The 23,306-nt window shown below is 33.4% G+C and carries 22 protein-coding genes and 4 pseudogenes; 18 read left to right on the forward strand and 8 right to left on the reverse strand.

The annotated features are described in order from the left end of the window. Positions 1-61: 61 nt before the first annotated feature. Positions 62-1,366 (reverse strand): preprotein translocase subunit SecY, encoded by a 1,305-nt coding sequence (gene secY, locus H280_RS0106725; RefSeq protein WP_020060355.1) that lies wholly within the window; start codon positions 1,364-1,366, stop codon positions 62-64. A 493-nt stretch (positions 1,367-1,859) separates the two neighbouring features. Here secY and H280_RS23165 point away from each other — a divergent pair. From H280_RS23165 to H280_RS0106760, 7 genes and pseudogenes are all read left to right on the forward strand, one after another. Continuing rightward, positions 1,860-3,337: pseudogene (locus H280_RS23165) on the forward strand (amidase family protein). Between the two features lie 61 nt (positions 3,338-3,398). Continuing rightward, on the forward strand, positions 3,399-4,616 hold the full coding sequence (locus tag H280_RS0106735; RefSeq protein WP_020060356.1) for a MerR family transcriptional regulator: 1,218 nt from the start codon (positions 3,399-3,401) through the stop codon (positions 4,614-4,616). A 119-nt stretch (positions 4,617-4,735) separates the two neighbouring features. Then, positions 4,736-6,024: pseudogene (locus tag H280_RS23170) on the forward strand (MFS transporter). 171 nt (positions 6,025-6,195) lie between these two features. Then, positions 6,196-7,311, forward strand: coding sequence for an NAD(P)/FAD-dependent oxidoreductase (locus H280_RS0106745; RefSeq protein WP_020060357.1), 1,116 nt, complete (start codon positions 6,196-6,198; stop codon positions 7,309-7,311). A gap of 583 nt (positions 7,312-7,894) precedes the next feature. Next, positions 7,895-8,269: a nucleotide excision repair endonuclease gene (locus H280_RS0106750; protein ID WP_020060358.1), complete on the forward strand. Its 375-nt coding sequence runs from the start codon at positions 7,895-7,897 to the stop codon at positions 8,267-8,269. 334 nt (positions 8,270-8,603) lie between these two features. Beyond that, the gene (locus H280_RS0106755) at positions 8,604-9,692 is read left to right on the forward strand and encodes a response regulator aspartate phosphatase (RefSeq protein WP_020060359.1); all 1,089 of its coding nucleotides are present in this window, start codon (positions 8,604-8,606) and stop codon (positions 9,690-9,692) included. Further along, complete coding sequence (locus H280_RS0106760; RefSeq protein WP_020060360.1) at positions 9,689-9,883, forward strand: hypothetical protein; 195 nt, start codon at positions 9,689-9,691, stop codon at positions 9,881-9,883. Before H280_RS0106755 ends, H280_RS0106760 begins: the two co-directional genes overlap by 4 nt. A gap of 145 nt (positions 9,884-10,028) precedes the next feature. On the opposite strand, the gene H280_RS0106765 is transcribed toward H280_RS0106760, so the two are convergent. Then, positions 10,029-10,955, reverse strand: a complete 927-nt coding sequence (locus H280_RS0106765; protein WP_020060361.1) for a serine hydrolase domain-containing protein — start codon at positions 10,953-10,955, stop codon at positions 10,029-10,031. A gap of 479 nt (positions 10,956-11,434) precedes the next feature. On the opposite strand from H280_RS0106765, the gene H280_RS0106770 reads away from it, so the two are divergent. The 6 genes and pseudogenes from H280_RS0106770 (at position 11,435) to H280_RS0106795 (ending at position 14,853) form a co-directional block, all read left to right on the forward strand. After that, complete coding sequence (locus tag H280_RS0106770; RefSeq protein ID WP_020060362.1) at positions 11,435-12,214, forward strand: undecaprenyl-diphosphate phosphatase; 780 nt, start codon at positions 11,435-11,437, stop codon at positions 12,212-12,214. 12 nt (positions 12,215-12,226) lie between these two features. Continuing rightward, positions 12,227-12,391, forward strand: a complete 165-nt coding sequence (locus H280_RS25655) for a hypothetical protein (RefSeq protein WP_020060363.1) — start codon at positions 12,227-12,229, stop codon at positions 12,389-12,391. Between the two features lie 116 nt (positions 12,392-12,507). Beyond that, positions 12,508-12,699, forward strand: a pseudogene (locus H280_RS0106780) (glutamate synthase); the annotation flags it as partial. 178 nt (positions 12,700-12,877) lie between these two features. Further along, positions 12,878-13,378 (forward strand): GNAT family N-acetyltransferase, encoded by a 501-nt coding sequence (locus H280_RS0106785; protein WP_020060365.1) that lies wholly within the window; start codon positions 12,878-12,880, stop codon positions 13,376-13,378. 22 nt (positions 13,379-13,400) lie between these two features. After that, the gene (locus H280_RS0106790; protein ID WP_028411134.1) at positions 13,401-13,922 is read left to right on the forward strand and encodes a YfiT family bacillithiol transferase; all 522 of its coding nucleotides are present in this window, start codon (positions 13,401-13,403) and stop codon (positions 13,920-13,922) included. Positions 13,923-13,974: 52 nt separating this feature from the next. Continuing rightward, positions 13,975-14,853 (forward strand): pentapeptide repeat-containing protein, encoded by an 879-nt coding sequence (locus H280_RS0106795; protein WP_034303541.1) that lies wholly within the window; start codon positions 13,975-13,977, stop codon positions 14,851-14,853. Between the two features lie 66 nt (positions 14,854-14,919). On the opposite strand, the gene H280_RS23175 is transcribed toward H280_RS0106795, so the two are convergent. Then, positions 14,920-16,113 (reverse strand): MFS transporter, encoded by a 1,194-nt coding sequence (locus H280_RS23175; protein ID WP_051094746.1) that lies wholly within the window; start codon positions 16,111-16,113, stop codon positions 14,920-14,922. A gap of 522 nt (positions 16,114-16,635) precedes the next feature. Beyond that, positions 16,636-16,992: a carboxymuconolactone decarboxylase family protein gene (locus H280_RS0106805; RefSeq protein ID WP_020060369.1), complete on the reverse strand. Its 357-nt coding sequence runs from the start codon at positions 16,990-16,992 to the stop codon at positions 16,636-16,638. A 336-nt stretch (positions 16,993-17,328) separates the two neighbouring features. Here H280_RS0106805 and H280_RS0106810 point away from each other — a divergent pair, with 336 nt between their 5' ends. Continuing rightward, positions 17,329-17,502, forward strand: coding sequence for a hypothetical protein (locus tag H280_RS0106810; RefSeq protein WP_001025956.1), 174 nt, complete (start codon positions 17,329-17,331; stop codon positions 17,500-17,502). A gap of 265 nt (positions 17,503-17,767) precedes the next feature. Here H280_RS0106810 and H280_RS24805 read toward each other — a convergent pair whose 3' ends face one another. After that, positions 17,768-17,938, reverse strand: a complete 171-nt coding sequence (locus H280_RS24805; RefSeq protein ID WP_020060370.1) for a DUF4021 family protein — start codon at positions 17,936-17,938, stop codon at positions 17,768-17,770. Between the two features lie 320 nt (positions 17,939-18,258). On the opposite strand from H280_RS24805, the gene H280_RS0106820 reads away from it, so the two are divergent. Continuing rightward, on the forward strand, positions 18,259-19,932 hold the full coding sequence (locus tag H280_RS0106820; protein WP_020060371.1) for a ribonuclease J: 1,674 nt from the start codon (positions 18,259-18,261) through the stop codon (positions 19,930-19,932). Positions 19,933-20,083: 151 nt separating this feature from the next. Here the strand turns inward: H280_RS0106820 and H280_RS0106825 are convergent, their stop codons facing one another. The 3 genes from H280_RS0106825 to H280_RS0106835 form a co-directional block, all read right to left on the reverse strand. Beyond that, complete coding sequence (locus H280_RS0106825) at positions 20,084-20,536, reverse strand: spore coat protein (protein ID WP_020060372.1); 453 nt, start codon at positions 20,534-20,536, stop codon at positions 20,084-20,086. 13 nt (positions 20,537-20,549) lie between these two features. After that, the gene (locus tag H280_RS0106830) at positions 20,550-20,750 is read right to left on the reverse strand and encodes a hypothetical protein (RefSeq protein WP_020060373.1); all 201 of its coding nucleotides are present in this window, start codon (positions 20,748-20,750) and stop codon (positions 20,550-20,552) included. Positions 20,751-21,064: 314 nt separating this feature from the next. Further along, complete coding sequence (locus tag H280_RS0106835; RefSeq protein WP_020060374.1) at positions 21,065-21,442, reverse strand: PH domain-containing protein; 378 nt, start codon at positions 21,440-21,442, stop codon at positions 21,065-21,067. A gap of 151 nt (positions 21,443-21,593) precedes the next feature. Here H280_RS0106835 and H280_RS0106840 point away from each other — a divergent pair, with 151 nt between their 5' ends. The 3 genes and pseudogenes from H280_RS0106840 to H280_RS24810 form a co-directional block, all read left to right on the forward strand. After that, positions 21,594-22,442, forward strand: coding sequence for a patatin-like phospholipase family protein (locus H280_RS0106840; RefSeq protein ID WP_020060375.1), 849 nt, complete (start codon positions 21,594-21,596; stop codon positions 22,440-22,442). A 170-nt stretch (positions 22,443-22,612) separates the two neighbouring features. Continuing rightward, positions 22,613-23,059 carry an NUDIX domain-containing protein gene (locus H280_RS0106845; protein WP_020060376.1) on the forward strand — a complete coding sequence of 149 codons (447 nt, stop codon included), beginning with the start codon at positions 22,613-22,615 and terminating at the stop codon, positions 23,057-23,059. Between the two features lie 33 nt (positions 23,060-23,092). Further along, positions 23,093-23,203, forward strand: a pseudogene (locus H280_RS24810) (dihydrofolate reductase); the annotation flags it as partial. Positions 23,204-23,306: the final 103 nt, after the last annotated feature.

The raw sequence follows: 23,306 nt of genomic DNA on the forward strand, positions 1-23,306 counted from the left end.
AAACCCTCTTATTTATCGTAAAAACATCGATATATAAGAGGGTTTTGTATGAAATAAAATGTTAATTCACTTTCTTAATAAATCCTTTATAGTGACGTTTCACAAGCTGGCTTTCTAACGTTTTCATCGTTTCTAGAGCGACACCAACAATAATGAGTAAGCTTGTCCCGCCAATTTGAGCGGAAGCTGGTAGATCAGAAATTTTTGTGAATATAATTGGTAAAATAGAGATTAACCCTAGAAAAATTGCTCCAACAAAAGTTAAGCGGTATAAGATTTTTGTAACGTATTTCTCTGTCATGATCCCTGGTCGAATGCCTGGAACATACCCGTTTTGCTTCTTCAAGTTTTCGGCCATTTGTTCAGGATTTACTTGAACGAAGGCATAGAAGTATGTAAACGCAATAATGAGTCCAACATATAAACACATTCCAATTGGATGTGTAAAATCAAGATTTGTATTGATCCATTTGGACACTTCAGAATTTGGAAATAGCTGTGCAATTGTTCGTGGCGTCATTAAAAATGCTGAAGCAAAGATAACAGGAATAACCCCTGCGCTATTTACCTTAAGAGGTAAATGTGTATTTTTTGCTCCTTGATACGGATTGTTCCCATTAGAAGCTTTTGCATATTGAATAGGAATTTTCCGATTTGCTTGTTGTATGTAAATGACACCAACGATGATAGCTAAAACGACTAAAATAATTAATACAATTTTTATAATATGCATAAAGAGTTGATCGCCAGCGTTATGAATTTGTTGTAAGTATATTTGATTCATAATGCTTGGAATTCCTGCTACAAGTCCTGCGAAAATAATAATTGAAATTCCGTTACCTACTCCATTTGCAGTAATTTGTTCACCTAACCACATTAAAAATGCAGTACCAGCAGTTAATACGGTAGCAATTAATAAGTAGGTTTTTAGGCCTGGATCTGTTATTAATTGTCCACCTGCTATATTGTTAAAGCCAATAGACATTCCTATCGACTGAATGAATGCAAGAACAATTGTAAAGTAGCGGGTAAATTGAGCTGATTTTTTGCGGCCCATTTCACCTTGCTTTGCCCACTCTGCAAATTTAGGAACGACATCCATCTGTAATAACTGCACGATGATGGAAGCTGTAATATACGGTGTGATACCTACTGCAAAAATTGAAAAATTTTGTAAGGCACCCCCGCCAAATACATTGAGCATTCCTAAAATATTTGTTTGATCCTGTATTTTTAATACCTCAGCATTAGTATGAGGAACTGGAATGAATGTGCCAATCCGAAAAACGATTAACATCGCTAAAGTAAAAAGAATTTTGCTTCTGATCTCAGCTACTCTCATAAAGTTTGAAATTGTACGAAACATCATGTCGCCTCCTATATGTTTACTAATTATGTAAAGTAAAACTAGTTTTTATATCCTCACGTATAAACTGCAAACCTCCTCCCGAATAAAATTCATTATGACAAATGGATTTTCAAACAGTTTACGGATATAAAATAGAGCGATGTTTATGTTTTCGTAACAACCCAATAACCATAATATAACTATAAAACAAATATTTGTACAGAGGGAAGGATGATACATATATAAATACAAATTGAAAAACCGACATAAAAACCACTCTTTTTAGCTGGGCGAGAGTGGCTGGCCACGCTTAGAGCGGTCAAAGACCTTTTCTGCCACAGACAATGTTAAAACAAAGGGAGCAAACAAGTAGCGTATTACTTTTGGTTTTATATAATAGCAACTTAGATGTTGAAAAATCAAAATAGATCTCTGTATAAGGGGATTTTGCTAGATTTTAGACAAGATGAATTGTTATAATTTTCTTATAAAATAAAAGGGAGTTCGTGATATGGAATTTCAGTTACCGAATATAGATGGGGAAGAGTTAACGATTGAAAAGATTCAAGAAGCAATGGAAGCTGGTAAGTTAACATCAAAAGACCTTGTTATATATTATTTGTATCGAATCGCAAAGTATGATAAAGCCAGTCCTAATATAAACGCTATACTTGAAATAAATCCGGATGCGATTTTTCTTGCTGAATCATTGGATCATGAGCGTAAGAAAAAAGGAAAACGAGGACCTCTTCATGGGGTTCCAATTTTATTGAAAGATAATATAGAAACAGGAGATAAAATGCATACAAGCGCTGGTATGCTTGCTTTAGAAAATCATGTGAGTCAAAAAGATGCGTTTCTAGTGAAAAAGCTTCGAGACGCAGGAGCTATTATTTTAGGGAAAACGAATATGACAGAATTAGCAAATGGTATGTCTTTAAAAATGTGGGCTGGATATAGTGCAAGGGGAGGTCAAACTTTGAATCCTTATGGTCCGGGAGAATTTTTTTAGGTGGATCTAGCTCCGGTTCTGCAGCTGCAGCTGCTGCAAACTTTACAGTATTATCAGTTGGTACAGAGACTGATGCCTCTATTTTAAGTCCAGCAATACAAAATTCAGTAGTTGGTATTAAACCGACTGTTGGACTTATTAGTAGATCTGGCATCATTCCGTTTACGTATTCACAAGATACTGCAGGGCCCATTGCTCGAACTGTAGAAGATGCTGCTCTTTTATTAAGTGTATTGAGCGGCAAAGATGAACTAGATCCAGCAACTTATCGCTGTGAAGTAGATGCTGTACAAGATTATACGGCATTTTTAGATAAGAGTGGGTTAAAGGGAGCACGCATTGATGTGTTTCGGCAAGTTTCTGAGGAAAATTTTCTACCAGGTGAATTCGATGAACATTTATTCTCTAATGTAATTCACATTCTAAAAAAAGAGGGAGCAGAAGTAATAGAGAATATTAAAATTCCTTCTTTTCATAGAAAATGGAGTTATGAAGTGCCAACGTATGAGATAAAACATAGTTTAGGTAATTATCTGTATCAATTACCGTCACATGCTCCCGTTCATAGTGATCACGAATTAATAGAATTTAATAATAAACTGGGGGATAAGGCATTAAAGTATGGACAGAACATGCTTGAATATAGAAAATCTCTACCAAATACATTAAGTAATTCAGAATACATAATGGCGAAATTAGAAGATCTTTATTATTCACAGAATGAAGGAATAGATTTTGCACTTCAAACATATAACCTAGATGCCATTTTATTCCCAGCTTATGTAGGGTCTACTCTTTCTGCAAAAGCAGGTTATCCATCAATTGCTTTACCAGCAGGATATATGGAAAATGGGCGTCCATTTGGCATTACTTTTGCTGGAACGGCATTTACTGAAGGGACTTTAATTAAGATTGGTTATGCTTTTGAGCAAGCAACAAGATTTCGGAAACCCCCTAGTTTTATAGAGAAAGTATAGTTCTTTTTGATGTAAGAAAAGCAGAACTGATAAATAAAAAATATGTACAGGTAGTGATACAGTGAAAATTGGTAAATTTGGAGAAGTAAATAAATTGAGTATCGATACAATTAGACATTATATGGATTTAGGGTTGATTGTGCCCGAAAAGAAGGGAGGGCATTATTTTTTTGATGAACGTTGTCAAAACGTTTTAGAGATTATTTTAGAATTTAAAGGGATGGGATTTAGTTTAAACGAGATTAAACAATTGTTTCTTTATAAGAATTTTGGTGAATTTACGGACTATGAACAAGATACATACTATCAATCTTTATTTATGGATAAATATAAGCATGTTGAGCAGGAAATAAATAATTTAGTAGAAATAAAGAACAGACTAATGACGAAATTAGATGAGTTATCAGCAAAATCGAAAGGTTCAAGTGTGGTGATGGGGGTTGATTTAAAAGTACTCGATGTACTGAAATGTTTACGGTGTAGTGAAATGCTTATTCTTCAAGATGGGATTATTAATAGAAATCAAATTATGGAAGGAAGGTTAATTTGCAATTGCGGTGAAGAATATCTTGTTGAATCAGGTATTTTAAAAGTTGGTAATTCATTTCAGTCGGCTTTTGGGCCCTATCATGAAGAATATGTTCTTGAATATATTCATACAACTGATCCAGCTTATTTAGAAAGTATTCATAAAAGTGGAGAATGGTCAAAGAGAAAACTCGTTCAATTAGATTTGAGCGATAAAGTATTACTTGAGTTAGGATCAGGAGTCGGTTTTTTTCTGCGAAATATTTATCAGGAATTACCGGAAAATTGCTTATATATTGCCGTTGATCGCAATTTAGAGCGGCATCGATTTTTAAAAAGTGTATTAGAGAGAACTGGTTTCAACAGGAACATCCTCTTTATTTGTGCTGATTTTTTAAATATACCGATACAGGATGCCTCTGTCGATATCGTAATTGATCATTCAGGTACTAGTAATTACAGTTTTGAACATAAGGAGTTTTTGCTTCGTGAAGTAGTTCACCTTTTCAAACCTGATTGTTACTTATTGGGAACATTTATTGCTTTTAAAAACTTTAGCACCAAAAGCAAAATTGAAGCTAAATTCAGAGACAACTTTATAGCTAGAAAAATTCAGGAAAACATCAACAATTTAAAGTATATTCCTATAGAGGAAAGGACTTCTGAATATGTTGATCGAGGTGGAAAGTACGAAAATTTCTTTGTGCAGGGGGAAGAAATTTATTCATATTCATTTTTTGGCAAAAGGTAGGGTTAACCCTATCTTTTTTCATTTTTCCCTAAAAAATTTATGGATTCCACCTATTGATATAGGGTTCACCCGGCAGCTTACACTTTGTTATATAAAAAGTTAAGCGAGGTGGATTATTTATGGAAGCATTACAAATGAGTGTAAGTAATGAAAATAATAAAAAAGAAATGAAAAACCTATTTCTCTATTCTACAGGAAAGACTATCTCGATATTTGGTACAGCTATTTATAACTTTGCGTTAGGATTATACGTTTTAAAGCAGACGGGCTCGGCGTTAAGTTTTGCAGTTACTCTTATATTAGGAATTATTCCGATGGTTATTATCAATCCGTTTGCTGGGGTGATTGCGGATAAGGTGAATAAAAAGACGTTAGTTGTTTTGATGGATTTTCTTAGTGGAATCCTGCTAATTTCTGTTTATATATTATGTATGAATTGAATTTACTCATCATTTACGCCACTACCTTTCTTTTGACGGTGTTTACTACTTTCTTTGGAATAGGTTTAGAAGCAGCTAAGCCAAACATTGTATCTGAAAAAATGTTGATGAATATTAATTCTATTAGTAAAATAATTGACTCAGTCTCTTTAATTATGGGTCCCATGTTAGGAGGGATTGTTTTTGCAATTTTTGATATCAGAACTTTTATTATTTTGAATGGAATTTCTTTTATCCTTTCTGGTTTATCAATGATGTTTATTCATTTTAAACTTTGCAATTCCCAATCAGATAACGATCATTCAGACGGAAAAATTCATTTAATAAGTGATATAAAGGATGGATTTAACTATTTATTCGAAAGAAAGAGTATTAAGAGGTTGTTTACGATCTTAATATTAATTAATTTTTTTCTCGGTTTTGCTGTGACTGTTCCATTACCATATATGATTAATACAGTTCTAAAGCTAGGGTCAAAAGAGTTTGGGATAATCCAAGGGGCCTTTCCATTGGGGATGATTCTAGGAGCTTTATTGGTAAAGAAAATCACCGAAAGAATTTCCTATTCCATTCTTTTAAAATATGTAAGTTTTGCTTTAGCGGTTTGTATGATTCTGTTAGGAGTTCCAGTTTTGCTGAAAAGTTTACAATTGAACTCCATTGTTTACACCTGTTATTTCATTGCTGTCATGTTCTTGTTTGGAGTAGTCATAGCGCTAATTGACATCCCTCTCGCTTATTTTATGCAAAAAGAGATTCCAGATGAATATAGAGGTAGAGTACTAAGCATTGGCATTAGTGCCGCGAAAATAATGCTTCCTATGGCGATGATATCATCAGGAGCTCTATTAAATATCCTTCCTTCTTATGTCATGCCTATTGCAGGAGGAGTGTTATTCTTTCTATTTAGTGTGCGTTCAGCGAATAAAGTGAACTTTGAACTAACTTCAAAAAATATAAGTATTTAATTTGTTATAGGGCCTGATTATTATGCAATAATCAGGCCCTATAGTTGAAAAAAACTCTCCTTCCAGTATACTGAATAAAGAAATTTATCTTAAAGGTAAAAGTGTGTTTGATCATTTGTAGATCAAATTTCTGGAACGTGTAAAAGTATGGAAAAGGAAAAGGTGTTTTAAATGAAAACGTATATTGTAGTTGGAGCTGGGATTCTTGGAGCATCTACTGCTTATCATCTTGCAAAAGCAGGAGTTCGGGTTACATTGGTAGATCGTCAAGATTTAGGGCAGGCGACGGATGCAGCAGCTGGGATTGTCTGTCCTTGGCTGTCACAGCGCCGGAACCAAGCTTGGTATCAAATGGCGAAAGGCGGAGCTCGTTACTATGCTTCTTTAATTGAACAATTAGAAGCAGATGGCGAAATAGATACTGGTTATAAACGTGTAGGTGCGATTAGTCTCCATACAGAAGAGAAAAAATTAGATCAGATGGAGGAGCGAGCGTATAAACGACGCGAGGATGCTCCGGAAATTGGTGAAATTACACGTTTATCGCCAGCTGAAACGAAAAAGCTTTTTCCACCATTATCAGAAGAGTATAGTGCTGTACATATTAGCGGTGCTGCGCGTGTGAACGGTAGAGCACTTCGCCTAGCTCTTGTGAACGCTGCAAAGAAACATGGTGCTGTATATAGGAATGGAAATGTATCATTAGTACATGAAGACAATCGTGTTATTGGTGTTGAAGTAGATGGTGAAACTTTAACAGCTGATCAGGTGATTGTAACTGCGGGTGCATGGGCAAATGAATTATTGCAACCGCTTGGCATTAATTTCTTAGTTACATTCCAAAAAGCGCAAATTGTTCATCTTCATGTACAGGACGTGGATACAAACAATTGGCCAGTTGTTATGCCGCCAAATGATCAATATATTCTTGCTTTTGAAGATGGCCGTGTAGTAGTAGGCGCAACACATGAAAATGATACTGGATTTGATTACAGAGTAACAGCCGGTGGATTACATGAAGTATTTGATAAAGCACTATCAGTTGCTCCAGGTTTATCGAATAGTACGATGATGGAAACGAGAGTTGGATATAGGCCGTTTACACCAGGATTCCTTCCGGTAATTGGCGCATTACCTAACTTTGATGGCATACTCGTTGCTAATGGACTTGGTGCTTCCGGATTAACTGCAGGACCTTTTCTAGGTTCTGAACTTGCGAAACTTGCTCTTGGTGAACAGACAGAGCTGGATCTTAGTTATTATGATGTAGCAGGGGCAATTGAATAGCAAAAGAATTGTAAAAAGAAGCATTTTTAGTGAATTAAAACCTTATAGAAACTTTTTATGAAGAAATGAATCGAGTACCCTAAATAAGAACATGTTTTGATCAAAGGTTTTATCAAGATATATGAGGAAATTTGTTAGTTTATTATTAATTTAATCACCCTAATTATCCACCAATTTTCGTAGATGAAATAAAGAAGGGCTGTGCAATCGTTTATGATTCCTCCAAGAAGACAAGATTTTCCTGAACAACCTATTGAAAAGCTGGTAAATACTTATCGTGTTTTAGGTGAACCTTATAGGTTACAAATCTTAAGAAGATTACTCTTAAACGACACAATCTTTGGCACAATTTTGCCATTTAAGTATAGGGGCTGTTTCTAGACATCTCCAAATTTTAAAACAAGCGAACTTAGTAACATGCAGAAAAAATGGAAAGTATATGTTGTATAAAAGTCGATAAAATATAATTCAAATGCTTTCAAAAATAATAACGGAAGTAACAGTAACCTAATACAAAAAAATAGCTTTTCTTTCATATTTGTGATAATATTTTCCTTTATAACAAAAGAGGACGTGACTGATTATGATTAATATTGAAATACCAGTACCAGACGTTACGATTTCACAACGTAAACAAATAATTAAAGGTGATGAACCGATAATCACTCCAATTAATGGGTTTATTGATTTCCACCTGATTCCAAGAGATAAAGGCGGCATTTTTATGTTTTATAATATTAATGACGAGCTCTTATTCGTTGGAAAAGCACGTAAATTAAGACAAAGAATTAAAAAGCATTTTGAAGACAATGTCTCACCGATGAAAGCTTATAGAGATGAAGTATATCGAATTGATGCATGTATCGTAGAAGATCCAATGGAAAGAGAAATTTACGAAACATATACTATTAATGAACTTCAAGCGAAATATAATGTAGATAAAGTATTTTTTAAATAAAAGGTTTTATGAGAAATGACCTCGGTATTGCGCCGAGGTCATTTTAATTGGAGCTTCCCGGTATTACCAAGTAAGGGCTTTAATTGAATAGTCAGCACAATAAAGTAGTGAGTGTTAATCAGTTACTACCAAACGTTAAAATTGTTGTGGAAGAATAGCGGTATCCAATTGTTTTTAATAAAGGCATGAGTAGATATTCATGTTTTTATTCAATTAAAAAACTGATTATTCTGTTTTTTTGTTGAGAAATAATCAATCACTATCAATTTATTGTTTTTATTTATCTGAATTATGTTAATATTTAACTAACAATTATGTGGATGAGGAGGATATTATGAACGTATCAGTGAAGGGGCATGAGCAGATTACAAAATTGCTTAATAATTGGCATCAAGCAATGTTACATCAACAAATTTTAAAAGCAACGACATTAAAACAAGAAGTTGATAATGAAATTAAGAATGTAGAAACAAACTATAATGTATCTTTGTATCATGCATTATTAAATTTTCGCTATAATGTTCTAACCGATTGGGTTTCAATTAAAGAAAACAGTTTTGATCAAGTAGAATCCTTTGAAATCCCAACAGATAAATTTTTAGCCTATTATTATCATTTCTTCAAAGCTCTCCATTTAAGACTTATTACCAACTATACGGGAGCAAAAGAACAGTTTGATAAAGCTGAAACACTATTACAATACATTGTAAATCCTTTTGAAAAAGCTGAGTTTCATTATCGATTAGGAGAATTTTATTATCATTCATACCAACACCTTACATCCATTGATTGTATTCGAAAAGCAAAAGAAGACTTTTCTAAACAAGGTGGATATGAGATTAATCTTGCTTTATGTGAAAATATATATGGACTATGCTGCATTGATTTAAAACAATTTGAATTAGCCGAAGAAGCATTAAATACAGCATTAGATTTATTCCAAAAAATAAATCATGAAAAATATATGCTTATGGTTCGCAACAACTTAGGGTTACTTTATGCAAATCAAAATTTATCAGAATTAGCACTTCGGCACCTATCAGAAGTAACAAAGAAATCTCCAAATCATTTCCGAGCATTGTATTTAGAAGCAGATGAAAATTTGAAATTAAATCATCTAGATATAGCTGAATCGTTAATAGAAAAAGGATTATATATATGTAATCATTTAAAAAATCGAGAATATCAATATCGTTTTATGATTATAAAAGAAATGAATACAAATACATATACATTAGAAAAAGCTGTTTTAGAAGGAATTACGTACTTTGAAAAAGAAAAACTGTTTGACTGTATTGAAGAATATACAGGTCGTTTAGCCGATAAATTTTATAATGAAAACAATTATGAAAAAGCAAGCGAATATTATCGTACGAGTAAAGAAGCGCGACAAAAACAAATGGAAAAAGGAGCATTAAAATGATGAAAAAAGTCTTATTAACAACAATAAGTTGTGCATTTGCGGTATCTATAACAGTTGGATTTGCAGAATTTAACAAAGGAGACACAGGTGGATCACCAACAAGACCTGATTTAGCTTATACGCACGTGGGTTCCAGTGGTGGTACCATAAGTAACGGAACTCATGGAGATTCACCTTCACCACAAGCGTAACATTTTAATAGAATGCAAGAACAAGCTGCCCACCTAAAAATGGGCGGCTTTCTCTATTATCTAAGCCAATTTACATATGATTCATCAAAATACATCCCGCATGCATATTGTGGTTTCGGTCCATCGTAGCGAGGAATCCATAAGATTATAGTTTATCGATTAATGTCTCCCATGTAAGTTCAAGAACACCTGTCATATTTTGTGGTTCATTTGAAATATATGTTATAACTGCATTTTTATCTGGCAACATTACAACATATTGACCATATAAACCATCCATACGATATGAATTAGAGCAAGAGTTCATCCATATTTGATAGCCGTATCCTTGATGATGGTCTGCCGTAGCAAAAAAAGGATTAAAATCGTTGGTCTTTATTTGGACAGATGTTGCTTGTTCAATGTAACTTGAAGGAATCAGTTGCTTATCTTTCCAGACACCTTTATCGAGAATTAATTGCCCGAATCTGGATAATTGTTCTGCTGTTAAATATAAACCTGAGAATCCCTGTGGAATTCCTTTTGAACATGTCTCCCATTTAGGTGTTGGTATGTCTAAATGTTTAAATATTCTTCTATCTAAGTATTCATCCAAGTTACTTCCTGTAGTAATACTTATGATTTTTGAAAGCATATAGGTTGCGGCATTGTTATATGTAAAATGAGTACCTGGTTTAAATACAATCGGTTCATCAAAGAATAATTGTGAAATATCCCATTCCTGACCACTACTCCAATCAGCCTTCATAACTGGGCATTCTGCATGTCCAGTTCCCATGCAAAGCAAATCATGAATAGTCATCTCTTTTAGGTATTCATGATTTGGGTTATGTTGAATATCTGAGAAAAAATCTATAACATGGTCATTAATTTTAAAGTAACTCTCCCTAATGGCAATACCGACTGCCATTGATGTAAATGTTTTGCTTACTGAATATAAAAGAACAGGCCTTTCTTCTTCAAAATCATGTTTTGCAATTATATTTCCATTTTGCCTAACAATTACATTCAGAACATGAAGATTCTTACTATTTACAGATAAAATCAAATCATTCAATAATTGATTATTCATTGTAACTCTCTCCATTAAATATATATTTCTTAACAATCCTTAATTCTTATAATCCTACTAATGAGTATTTTTAAATGTAGTGATATAGATAAATTATAACATTAGCGATAACTTGTTTAAATGTAATGCTTCACAAACTTCATACCAATGTTATCAAAAATATTTTTGCTTGAGATTCTTATTCCATTAAATGGCCCTTTAATGGAATAAGGAACGATTATTGTTTCCCTTCCGACATGTCACTTTCCCTTACGTAAGGAAAGTGACTTCAGTCGAAAATTAAACAACTATATTTTAACCCCGTCCTAAATTTAGAACGGGATTATGCTTGTTTTAAAATTTAATAGCTTTATTGTCTTTTTCGCTCACCAAACACAATCATTTGTTTTTCGCTTGCGAATCTATTAAAAACGAATAACTTCACATAACTAAAAATTACAAACATATACTGGTACAAGCAAACTTGAAAGGAGACAATCATGAATTGGTTAGAAGCCTTTATTTTAGGAATTATCCAAGGGTTAACGGAATTTTTGCCAATTAGCAGTACTGGCCATTTGTATTTAGGGAGACACCTTTTTGGTTTAGATGAGGCAGGTCTTTTTTTAGATACGATGCTTCATATAGGGACGTTAATAGCAGTTTTTATTTACTATAAAAAAGAATTTCTGTATTTAATCAAAAATCCGTTCTCAAAGTTAACGTATTTATTAATGATCGGAACAATTCCTGCAGTAGTAATTGGGTTACTGTTTAAAGATTTCTTTGAAGAGATTTCAAAAACGGGTATTACAATCGGATGGGAATTTTTAGTGACGGGTTTATTTTTATATATGGCAGAGAAACAAAAAAGCGGCCGAAAGAAGATGGACGATATTACATATAAAGACGCATTTATTATTGGTTCATTTCAAGCGGTTGCGATTTTTCCGGCAATTTCAAGATCGGGTATGACGATTGTTGCTGCTTTATGGAGAAAGTTAGACCGAGAAACAGCCGCTTATTTCTCATTTTTATTATCGACACCTGCAATTGTTGGAGCAATTATCTTACAGTCACTTGATGTTTTTCAAGGGAAAGCAGAAGCAATTTCTAATACTTCCCTTATCATTGGCACGATATCTGCGGCGTTCTTTGGATATATTGCAGTCACTTGGATGATTCAATATTTAAAACATCATTCTCTTAAAATGTTTGCATATTATGTATGGGCTCTTGGTATTTTAATTCTTACTTTACAATTTACTGGTTTCTTTTAAGGGAGGAAGACAATGAAAAAATATGGGCAAGCAGTAAGTTTATTTTATGGAGGATTTTTTATGTTTGGGCTAGCCGTGGGAACTTTATTAGAAAAGCCTAACATCGGAATTTTTGTTGGGATTGCTTGTGGATTATTTACGCACGCAGTACTTATCATTAAGGATAAAAATGAATGAAATTAGCGCTAAAAATCAAAATCTTGTATTTGAGTTATAATACAGGATTTTTTAAATTTTTCATAGATTGTATTGTTCAATACGTATAACGTGAATAACATTCAGGAGGTAATGTATTGGAGACTGCAATTGTAATTGGAGGAAGCGTTGCTGGAAAACTTGCTGCAAAAGCTTTATCACATTCTTTTCAACAAGTAATCGTTTTAGAAATGGGAGAAGAATGGACAGAAAAGATTCCTAGAAAGAGAGCTCCACAAAGTTATCATCCCCATGTTTTATTAAAAGGCGGAGAAGAAGCAATTCAGAAGTTTATATTCGATTAGTTCGAGTTATGAATCTCATACGTGGCCCCCTACACCTGTTTCATCCAAAAGTATTGTTTGCTGTATTTACGAGCCGAAAAAAATAGTCGTTCCCTAGCAGGATTTCGTGAATAAATAGCAAAGTGTATACAGTTGATAGATTTCGGAAAGGAATGATTAGCGGATGAAACTTTATATAGAAAAGTTAAAGGAACAGGATACAGAGGAATTGTTTGCTTTTGAATGTAATAATAGAGCTTTTTTCGAAAAGACAGTGCCAAGTCGCGGTGACGATTACTATACATTTGAAACCTTTAAAAAGATATTTTATGAATTATTACAAGAGCAATTTGAAGGTATTTCTTTTTTTCATCTCATAAGAGATTCTGAAGGAACAATTGTTGGACGAATTAATTTAGTAGACATTGAGAAAAAGAAAGAATTGGGGTATCTTGGATATAGAATAGGAGAAAAATATACCGGAAGAGGTGTTGCCACTAAAGGTGTAACACTCCTTTTAGATGAAGCTGCAAATTATCACGTTACAGAAATTCATGCGAAAACAACAACTGATAATATTGCTTCTCAAAAAGTATTAGAGAAGAGCGATTTTTCACGTATTTCAATTGATGAATACGCATATCATACTGAGTTTATCCACTATGTTTGGAGACAAACTAATTAAAACAAAAAAGGAGAGCAATACAATTATGGACTTACGTTTTCCAATCGGTCATTTCACTTATGAAGAAACGATTACACAAGGAACAATTGAAAATTGGATAAAGCAAATTGAAAACCTTCCTACTGAATTAACGCAAGCAATAAAAGACTTAAATACAACTCAGCTTGATACACCGTATCGTCCTGGCGGATGGACAGTGCGTCAAGTTGTTCATCATGTAGCAGATAGTCATATGAATAGCTATATTCGTTTTAAATTAGCGCTGACAGAAAATAATCCAACGATTAAACCATATATGGAAGGACAATGGGCAGATCTACCTGATTCCAAACTGCCTGTAGAAGTATCTTTAGCGCTTTTAGAATCATTACATAAGAGATGGATTACTTTGCTGAAATCAATGAAAACTACTGATTTTGAAAAGACATTTCACCATCCTGAATCAGGTCCTAATAAACTAAGTGTAACGATTGGACTTTATGCATGGCACGGCCGTCATCATACAGCACACATTACTTCTCTTCGCAATCGATTAGGATGGTAACAGTTTTAGAGATGATATATTCATTTATGTAAGGAACATAGAAACAAGGGAGATGCACGAATTGTTTGAACAACAAAATGACCTTAATATAAAATGTGATACTAGTTTTAATAGTCTGCGTGCTGACTGCGAAAAATGCTTCGGCTTATGTTGCGTTGCACTGCCTTTTGCAGCTTCCGCAGATTTTGCAATTAATAAAGACGGTGGAACACCATGCAAAAATCTCCAATCAGATTTTCGGTGCAGTATTCATAAAGATCTTAGACAACAAGGGTTTAAGGGGTGTACTGTTTTTGAATGCTTTGGTGCAGGACAAAAGGTTTCGCAAGTGACCTTTGGGGGCATTGGTTGGAAAGAAAACCTAGAAACGGCAAAGAAAATGTTTGATGTGTTCCCTATTATGCAGCAACTTCATGAGATGCTCTCGTATTTGACGGAAGCCCTGACGTTGAAAGCGACTCGTCCGATTCAAGGTGAGCTGAGACGCGTACTAGACGAAATGGAACGACTTTCGCAGCTAAGTCCTGATTTACTTTTAGAATTAGACGTTCCATCACACCGATTAAATGTAAATGATTTACTTTTAAAGACAAGTGAACTTGTTTGGATAGAATCAAGTCGTCAAAGCAAAGGAAGCAAAAAAAGAAAGAGAGTCAACCATCGAAGTGCTAATCTGATGGGGGCTAATCTTAAAGGCGCGGATCTTAAAGGGGCTAACTTAAGAGGGGCATACTTAATCGCAGCTAACCTTCGCGGTGCAGATTTGCGAGCAGCTGACTTAATCGGTGCAGATTTAAGAGATGCAGATCTTAGCGGAGCAGATCTTACAGAGAGTATTTTTCTTACTCAAGTGCAGGTAAACTCAGCGAAGGGTGATGCTCGTACAAAATTACCTCGCTTGCTTTCACGTCCGGCACATTGGTCTGTTTAAAAGAATTTCATGAATAAAGTGGTTATTAATCAACAAGGTTCCGCTATGAAACGGAGCCTTGTTGATTTAATTATGTTCCGGTTTAATAAATGTAAGAGCCAATATAGCTCCTAAAAGAGCAAAAAAGATAGAAAGGTAAAAGATATAATTATCTGGTCCTTTCATTAACATAGCAAATAAAGGCGGACCAGCTGCTACACCTACAAAACGCATAGAACTATAAAGTGATGTAATAGATCCCCTTTGTTCCTTTTCTACACCTTCTGTCACTAAAGCATCTAGGCTTGGAAGAGCCACTCCGACCCCAATTCCACTTATCACAAGACTAATTATAATAATATAAATATTTTTAAAGAATATCGGGATTATTAATGTTATTCCTAATATGAGAAACCCAGTACATATACACCATTTCATCACACTTTTTTTATCTCCAATCTTCTTTCCGGTTATATAAGAAGTAAGGGAGAGCGAAGCTAGAGGAATTGCTAGTACAAGACCTTTCCAAACACCTTCTAAGTGATAACGTTTTTCTAAAATTGAGGATAAATAAAAAAGAATACCGAATAAAATAAACATGATGATTCCACCTAGCAAGAAAATAGGAAGAAGCCAACGCCCTTTTTCCATTAAGATACTTTTTACATTTTGCAGGAAGACTTTTAATGGAGGCGCTTCTTTAGTGGGTTTCGGTGGTTTAACAAGAAAAATAATTAAAACAATTGAAATGATGCACAAAATAGGGATAAACCAAAAAGGCAAGAACCAGACAAATGAAGCTAATAAAGAACCTAAAATCGGGCTTAAAACTTTCCCTAATGTATTAGATGTTTCCACAAGGCCTAGACCAGAACTGACTTGTTCTTCATCTTGAAACATATCACCTACACAAGGAATAACCACAGGCATTGCACCAGCTGAGCCAATCCCTTGAATGACTCTTCCAATTAGAATCCACGTATAAGGATTGTCTAACTTCCATGATACCCAACCAGTAATAGCTCCCCCAATAGCTGCTATAAATAAGCTAGGAATAATTACTTTTTTTCTTCCCCATTTATCTGATAAATATCCAGCTACAGGAATCAAAATAATAGCGACAATAGAATAAATGGTAATAATAAGAGAGACTTGGAGGTCAGTAATTTTCAATTTTTTTTCGATTAATGGAAGGACTGGAATTAACATGGAGTTTCCAAGTGTCATAACTAATGGTACAGATGAAAGAGCCCATAAACTCCATTTTTCTTTTCGATTTATATTTATAAGTATTCACTCCTTAATCAAACTTTCAAAAGTCAATATTCATGTTGCAAAAATGACTTGTTCAATGTAATTAAAATTATTTGCTTTTTATTGAATCTCTATGCAAATTGTAACTTTGAAATAAAGGATCATTTTTTATAAACGCTTTAACCTTGTTATAGGAGGCACCATATCAAAAAAGAAAATTGTACGTTTTTACACAATTTGGACGCAATTTAATCAGTCCCCTGTCAACGTAATATGTTTCTCGAAAATAATTTTCTCTAGTATCTTAGAGTACTATCCTTTTTTTCTAATTTTAATTATTCGCATTGTTTTTCTTATGGTTTTATTGAAAAAAGAATTTATTTTCACAACACATAATCTAAACCACAAAAGATCACACCTGATATTCCTAACAGAGAAAACAAAAACCTTGAGTATAATTAGGACACTCAAGTTTTTTGTTTTTATTGTGTAAGAATAGTAACATATAAACTCAAGAAATATATCCCTTAATCCATAATGATATTCTTATTACTGCTTTAACTCTTGCATACATTCTTGTACAAGAGTAACTGCCTGACTCATAGTAGCTCCACCACCAAATGCAGCTGTCACTCCCACTGCCTCAAAGATCTCCTGTTCCGAAGCTCCTTGATCTAGACATCCTTTAATGTGATAAATGATACAATATTCATCCTGAGAATAAAGGCTAATACCTAATGCAATTAGGTGTTTTTGCTTTTTGGATAAGGTGCCTTCTTTAAAGCATTCCTCTGTAAAAGAATTAAATTGTTCAGCTAGCTTAGGCATCTTTTCAGTAAATAAACCTAAGCCATACTTATAATGATGAAGTGCAGATTCTGTAGAGTTTCTACCTTCAAATTCCATTTTAATCCATCTCCATTTCTCATATATTTAAACAAAAGTTAGTATTAACCTAATCCGAATTGATTAAACCCAAATAATATTTATATCAGGAGGAGTAAAAGGTGATTTTGATTCAGAAAGTCATAAGTTAATACATGATATTTTAGATAAAGATAGGGAACATATAAATGTATTAAAACAACTTACTTAGTTACCCTGAATCATAATTAAGTAGGGCTATTTAAAATATCTCCACATATTTTCCACAAAATAGGTAAATACTAATACTTGATTTAATACTTTAATTTCAAAGTATTAAATCATAATTACTAACTGCGATACTAGGAGGACGTTACTATGAATATTCGTGAAGGATTAATTCCAACTACACTAGGTACAGCGGTTACAGCTGCGGGTTATGCTCTTAAGCAAACTCGTGGGTCTAATAAGATGATTGCAAATACAGTATTTGGATTTGGTTTAGCTCACGTTGTTTTAGGGGTAATTGATCTTGTGGAACATCGTCGTTAGAAGATAGGGCAAGCACCTTTTGATGCTTGCCTTTTTAATATCGAAAGTGTTTAATTAACTTTTAATTTTGTATATTTTATTAAGGTAATCCCCAAATTAGCTACTTATGTATACGAAAAGGATTTTGTTAGCCAGGTTAAAGGAAGGGTCTCGTTCCTTTCAAAAGTTACCGACTGCATTCTATTGAGGTGATGAATAAAATCCTAGAGTTAAGAAAAATTTAAAAACAGGTATTGTTATTAAAAGTAGTATCTAAATACTACTTTTATTTTGAAATTTTCGTTTTGGAGTGTTCTTTGTCTTCTATATCAGTTTCAGGCATTCCATACAATCCATTCATGGCTTGTTCTACTGGTTGAAGTCCAGTTGTTGTAGTCTCAGACTTTAAGTTTTTTGAGTTGTTACTCTTTTCTTTGTTAGAATGTGGAAAACTCATTTTTATACCTCCAAACACTAAGTTTTAAAAAAATAAAAAGCGTATGAAAAAGTTTGACAGATAGACAAATGTATTATCTGTCAATTGAATGAACAATTATTTGAGCCACTAATGTAATAGCATATATATAGTATGTTATCTTTTCTAGAAAATATGTAAGATGCTATAGCAAGATTTTAATTTAGATGTATATTTAGGTCTCACCATATCAAAAAAGAACACTACAAAATAGAATAACATTTACTTAGATAGGTTAATCATAAAGAAGAACTTCTTATTTCTTTACAGACATTTAAATCTTTAAAAGGAGGCTTTTGATTTTGAATACAGTAGAAAATGCACTATCTATCTTTGCTTTAGGTGGTGTAAACGAAATAGGAAAAAATATGTATGTCATACAATACGCAGACGATATCGTTATTATTGATTGTGGCTCCAAGTTCCCAGATGAAAGTTTATTAGGAATTGATTTAATCATCCCAGATATTACATACTTGCAGGAAAATAAAGATAAGATCCGAGCATTAGTTGTAACACATGGACATGAAGATCATATTGGCGGTATTCCATATTTTTTAAAACAATTGAATGTGCCACTTTATGCAACGCGTTTAACGCTAGGGTTAATTGAAGTTAAATTAAAAGAACATGGACTGGAGAATGTAACTGATTTATTTATGATTGACTCTGAATCATTAGTTGAACTTGGACAAATAAGTCTTACTTTTTTCAAAACGAATCACAGCATTCCGGATTGTCTTGGCATTGCTTTTCATACGCCAGAAGGTACAGTGGTACACACAGGGGATTTCAAGTTTGATTTGACTCCAATCAATAATCAATATCCTGATATTCATAAAATGGCTAAGATTGGAGAAAGCGGTGTCTTAGCTTTACTCTCTGAGAGTACAAATGCAGAACGGTCTGGCTTTACACCATCAGAACGATTAGTTGGTGACCATATTGAAGAGGCATTTTCCAAAGCACATAGAAAAGTAATTATTTCAACCTTTGCTTCTAATGTTAATCGCGTACAGCAAGTGGTAGACGCTGCCGTTAAAACAAATCGAAAACTCGCTTTGCTCGGAAGGAGTATGGTAAATGTAGTATCTGTCGCATTAGAACAAGGGTATTTGAATATTCCAGAGGGAATGTTAATCGAGGCACATGAAATTAATCAAATGGCTCCAGAAAAAGTAGCCATTCTTTGTACGGGTAGCCAAGGTGAGCCTATGGCGGTGTTAGCTCGTTTAGCTAGCGGAAGCTATAGACAGGTAGATATCCTACCCGAAGATACTGTGATTCTCGCTGCCACTCCTATACCAGGAAATGAACGAAATGTCTCACGAATTGTAGACAACTTATTTTTATTAGGAGCTAATGTGATTTATGGATCAGGAAGTTCAACAGGGATGCACGTTTCTGGACATGCATATCAAGAAGAATTAAAACTAATGCTTACTTTAATGAAGCCAAAATATTTCATTCCGATTCATGGAGAATTTAGAATGTTACATCATCATCGCCTTTTAGCAGAATCCGTTGGTGTGAAGAAAGATAATATTTATGTTATGAATAATGGGGATGTTGTTGATATAAGAAAGCAGGCGGCTTATCAAACAAGACGAATACCTGCTGGAAATGTATATGTAGATGGATTAGGTATTGGAGATGTCGGAAATATCATTTTACGTGACCGCAAACAGCTTGCTGAGGATGGTATGCTTGTTATAGTCATAACTCTTAGTAAAACAGAGGGGAAAATGATTTCTGGCCCAGACATAATTTCCCGTGGATTTGTATATGTACGCGATTCGGAAGATTTTTTAAAGAAAATTAATCAACTGGTTGTAGCAACTGTTAATAATCTACAAAAAGCAAATATTAGCCAATGGAATGTTCTTAAAAAAAACATAAAAGCAGCACTCGGACAATTTGTATATGAACATACAAAAAGAAAGCCAATGATTCTTCCTATAATAATTGAAGTTTAAAATGCCTACTTTCCCCTAAATAGGCATTTATTTAAATTTGAATTAACAGTACCCTTTAACCTATATCGATTTCAAAGGTTCAAGAAAAAAATCCCAATAGGAGGGAGATTGGGATTTTTTTTATAACTCTGCTAGGAAAGTTAAATTATCTTTACAAAATATTTAATTTAACTAATAAAGCTAGTAAAATTTGAAGAAGGATTTGAATATTTACTGCAATATCAGTATCTGTAGTAGTTACTGAAACATTTCTAGAATTTCTAATAATAGTACGTTGTTTATTAACTTGTGAAATGGCTGATTTTTGAAATAGCTCTTGTGCAATTTTATCAGCTTTTTCGCTATCTGCAATAGATATGCTTAAAATAGCAACAATAGCTGCTTGTAATGAGGCTTGAATTGATAGTGCCACTTTTGTATCTGTTGTAGTAACTTGAACATCAGCGGAATCAACAATCGAAATATATTCTTCAGATAATTGATAAATTTTATTTTTTTGCTTAGCTTCTTCTGAAATTGTTGGATCGTAGAATGATGGATGGGACTTTGAAGAATCTAGTGCGTTCCACTTTTTATCTTGATTTGGATACCAAACTCCAGACATAAACTCTCTCCTTTCAGTCTAAAATGTTATTGATGAGGTTTTGTAATTCAGAAAAGATTGTTTTGATTTGTGTTTTTTTCTCTGGGGGTAATCTTTTTAGAGATGATTCTGTTATACCATTTTTATTTAAAACATCTGAAAGTAATATATTGAATATCTCATTATTTTGTTTTCCATCAAGTGTTGAAGAAATCACCTTTTTTAAATCATCCATTCCAATATCCCTCCAATTTGGGTGTGAATTGTCAGTTAGTATTATCTAACTAGAATCATTATATGAAATAGAAGAGATATGGTCTGGACAAGTATCATTTTTTTAAAAAAAATTTCTATAATATTTATTTAAAAAATAATAAGTTACGTTGGTCTTAATAGCTGAACAAGGTTATTTAAAATATCAAAAAGATAAAGACAAAAAAGACTATCTTGTGATAAATAGTCTTTTTGTATTTTTAATCAAAATTCATGTATGTTGTTCCAAAAATTACGGGGTTTATACTTTTTGTTTCGTATAAAAATACAAAACTGTTATTTTGTTGTGTACATCACAATCGCTTTTTGAATGCTATAAATACTATCGTCTTTTCTAAATTCTTTCGTAATTGGTGTATGCATACCAGATATCCAAATTTTTAATTCAGCATCTAAATCAAAATGCCCAGCTGTTTCGATGCTAAATTGTGTAATACTTTTATAGGGAATAGAATGATACTCCGTCTTTTTACCAGTCATACCTTGCTTATCCACTAAAATCATACGACGATTTGTAAATACGATTAAATCGCGAATTAACTTATAAGCGTGTTCTACTTGTTCATCATCGAGCATAATTGCTTGTAAATCGCGTTCTACTCCATTTATATCTGCATCAGATGCATTTCCTAAAAAACCACTAAATAAACCCATTGTGAATTCCTCCTCTATGTATAGATATAGAATGACTCTCTTTTATTGTAATTGCAAAGAAGAAATTTAATACTTCATCATAATATCTTATGCTAATATATTTGTGTAAGAACTTTTTATACAAAATGAACTTATGATAGAGGGACAATAGATGAATAATATCGGATTAGTTTTAGAAGGCGGAGGAATGAAGGGTCTATATACAGCGGGTGTATTAGAATTTTTTATGGAACAGAATTTGTATTTCCCTTATGTAATAGGTGTTTCAGCAGGTGCCTGTATGGCTGCTACGTATTTGTCTCGTCAAAAAGGAAGAAATAAGAAAGTAAATACAGAACTTGTAAGCGATCCACGTTACATTTCATTTCGGAATTTTTTACGAAAACGCGAATTGTTTGGCATGGATTTTCTATTTGATGAGGTACCGAATAAACTTGTACCATTTGATTTTCAAACATTCCAAGAGGGAGCAGAACAGTTTGTTATTGGTACAACGGATTGTGAAACAGGAAAACCAGTGTATTATAATAAGCGTGAACATGGAGATGATATTTTAAAAATTATCCGTGCATCAAGTTCTGTCCCATTTATTGCACCAGCAGTTGAATATGAAGATAAATGTCTACTTGATGGGGGAATAACTGACCCAATTCCGATTCAGAAAGCACAGGCCGATGGATATCAAAAAAATGTTGTCATTATGACAAAGCCAGTGGGATATAAAAAAGAGCCTAATAAGGTTGCTTTCATTGCAAAATGGTTATATCGACATTATCCAAATGTGGCAGATCGTCTTACTCAGCATTCTGAAATATATAACAATACTATATCGTATCTCTATTCAGAAGAACAAAAAGAGAATTTCTATGTCATTCAACCAAGTGTTCAGTTACCTGTAAGTGGTTTGGAACGTAATCAAGAAAGATTGGTTCATTTATATGAACTTGGTTATAACGATGCAAAGAATCAATTTGAGCAGTTGCAGGAATGGCTTAAATAAGTTATCGATTAGTGGATTCTACCCCATATCGTTCATCCAAATTTCATTTACCGTATTTTTACAATACAAAACAAATAATCAATAAGACACGTCGGTCTTCATTTAGTAAAAGAATTTGACATCTCGTATTAGAATATAATATTTGATTAATTAATAAGGAGGATAAGAATATGAAAAGTCGATTCCACCACATTGTAAGGGGAATACTTATAAAAGAAGGAAAACTTTTGGTAGCGCATTATAAAGGGCATCATTGTTTCTTACCAGGAGGACATATTGAATTAGGTGAATCAGTCGAAAATGCACTTAAACGAGAATGGGAAGAAGAACTGGGGGCTGCTTGTTCAATTGAAAAATTTCTTGGTGTAATTGAAAATCAGTGGAGAGATGGAGACACATTACACTATGAAATTAGCCATGTCTTCAAGGTGAATAGCGATCAATTAAAAGTGGAAACACCTCCAAAGTCTAGAGAATCTCATCTGGATTTTTATTGGATTGTACCTTCTGAAGAAAATTTAAAAAGATATAAAGTAATGCCGGATAGTGCCATACAAATATTGATGAAAAAAATTCAAGAACATGATATAGAAACATATTGGGTTAGCACACTTTAAATTTTGATAAGATGGAGTAATGGAGATGAGAACATGATAATATCCGCAATGGTTGCTGTAGGAGAAAATAATGTGATTGGCAAAGATAACGATCTTCCTTGGAGACTCCCGAATGATTGGGCATATTTGAGACGAATTACTATGTTCTAGACGTGAAAATACCTTTTTAGTTTGTAAAGTTTTTTATAGTTTACTATTTTAATCCATATGATCTTAAATATAAATTTTGTTCACAAAATAGACATTA

This window comes from Bacillus sp. 123MFChir2, assembly GCF_000383235.1.
In the GTDB taxonomy this organism is placed as follows: Bacteria; Bacillota; Bacilli; order Bacillales; family Bacillaceae_G; genus Bacillus_A.

Coding starts and splice junctions, on each gene's coding strand:
- secY (WP_020060355.1), bottom strand. CDS start 1,366: ATGTTTCGTACAATTTCAAACTTTATGAGAGTAGCTGAGATCAGAAGC.
- H280_RS0106745 (WP_020060357.1), top strand. CDS start 6,196: ATGAAAACGTATATTGTAGTTGGAGCTGGGATTCTTGGAGCATCTACT.
- H280_RS0106750 (WP_020060358.1), top strand. CDS start 7,895: ATGATTAATATTGAAATACCAGTACCAGACGTTACGATTTCACAACGT.
- H280_RS0106755 (WP_020060359.1), top strand. CDS start 8,604: ATGAACGTATCAGTGAAGGGGCATGAGCAGATTACAAAATTGCTTAAT.
- H280_RS0106760 (WP_020060360.1), top strand. CDS start 9,689: ATGATGAAAAAAGTCTTATTAACAACAATAAGTTGTGCATTTGCGGTA.
- H280_RS0106765 (WP_020060361.1), bottom strand. CDS start 10,955: ATGAATAATCAATTATTGAATGATTTGATTTTATCTGTAAATAGTAAG.
- H280_RS0106770 (WP_020060362.1), top strand. CDS start 11,435: ATGAATTGGTTAGAAGCCTTTATTTTAGGAATTATCCAAGGGTTAACG.
- H280_RS25655 (WP_020060363.1), top strand. CDS start 12,227: ATGAAAAAATATGGGCAAGCAGTAAGTTTATTTTATGGAGGATTTTTT.
- H280_RS0106785 (WP_020060365.1), top strand. CDS start 12,878: ATGAAACTTTATATAGAAAAGTTAAAGGAACAGGATACAGAGGAATTG.
- H280_RS0106795 (WP_034303541.1), top strand. CDS start 13,975: ATGCACGAATTGTTTGAACAACAAAATGACCTTAATATAAAATGTGAT.
- H280_RS0106805 (WP_020060369.1), bottom strand. CDS start 16,992: ATGGAATTTGAAGGTAGAAACTCTACAGAATCTGCACTTCATCATTAT.
- H280_RS0106810 (WP_001025956.1), top strand. CDS start 17,329: ATGAATATTCGTGAAGGATTAATTCCAACTACACTAGGTACAGCGGTT.
- H280_RS24805 (WP_020060370.1), bottom strand. CDS start 17,938: ATGAGTTTTCCACATTCTAACAAAGAAAAGAGTAACAACTCAAAAAAC.
- H280_RS0106825 (WP_020060372.1), bottom strand. CDS start 20,536: ATGTCTGGAGTTTGGTATCCAAATCAAGATAAAAAGTGGAACGCACTA.
- H280_RS0106830 (WP_020060373.1), bottom strand. CDS start 20,750: ATGGATGATTTAAAAAAGGTGATTTCTTCAACACTTGATGGAAAACAA.
- H280_RS0106835 (WP_020060374.1), bottom strand. CDS start 21,442: ATGGGTTTATTTAGTGGTTTTTTAGGAAATGCATCTGATGCAGATATA.
- H280_RS0106840 (WP_020060375.1), top strand. CDS start 21,594: ATGAATAATATCGGATTAGTTTTAGAAGGCGGAGGAATGAAGGGTCTA.
- H280_RS0106845 (WP_020060376.1), top strand. CDS start 22,613: ATGAAAAGTCGATTCCACCACATTGTAAGGGGAATACTTATAAAAGAA.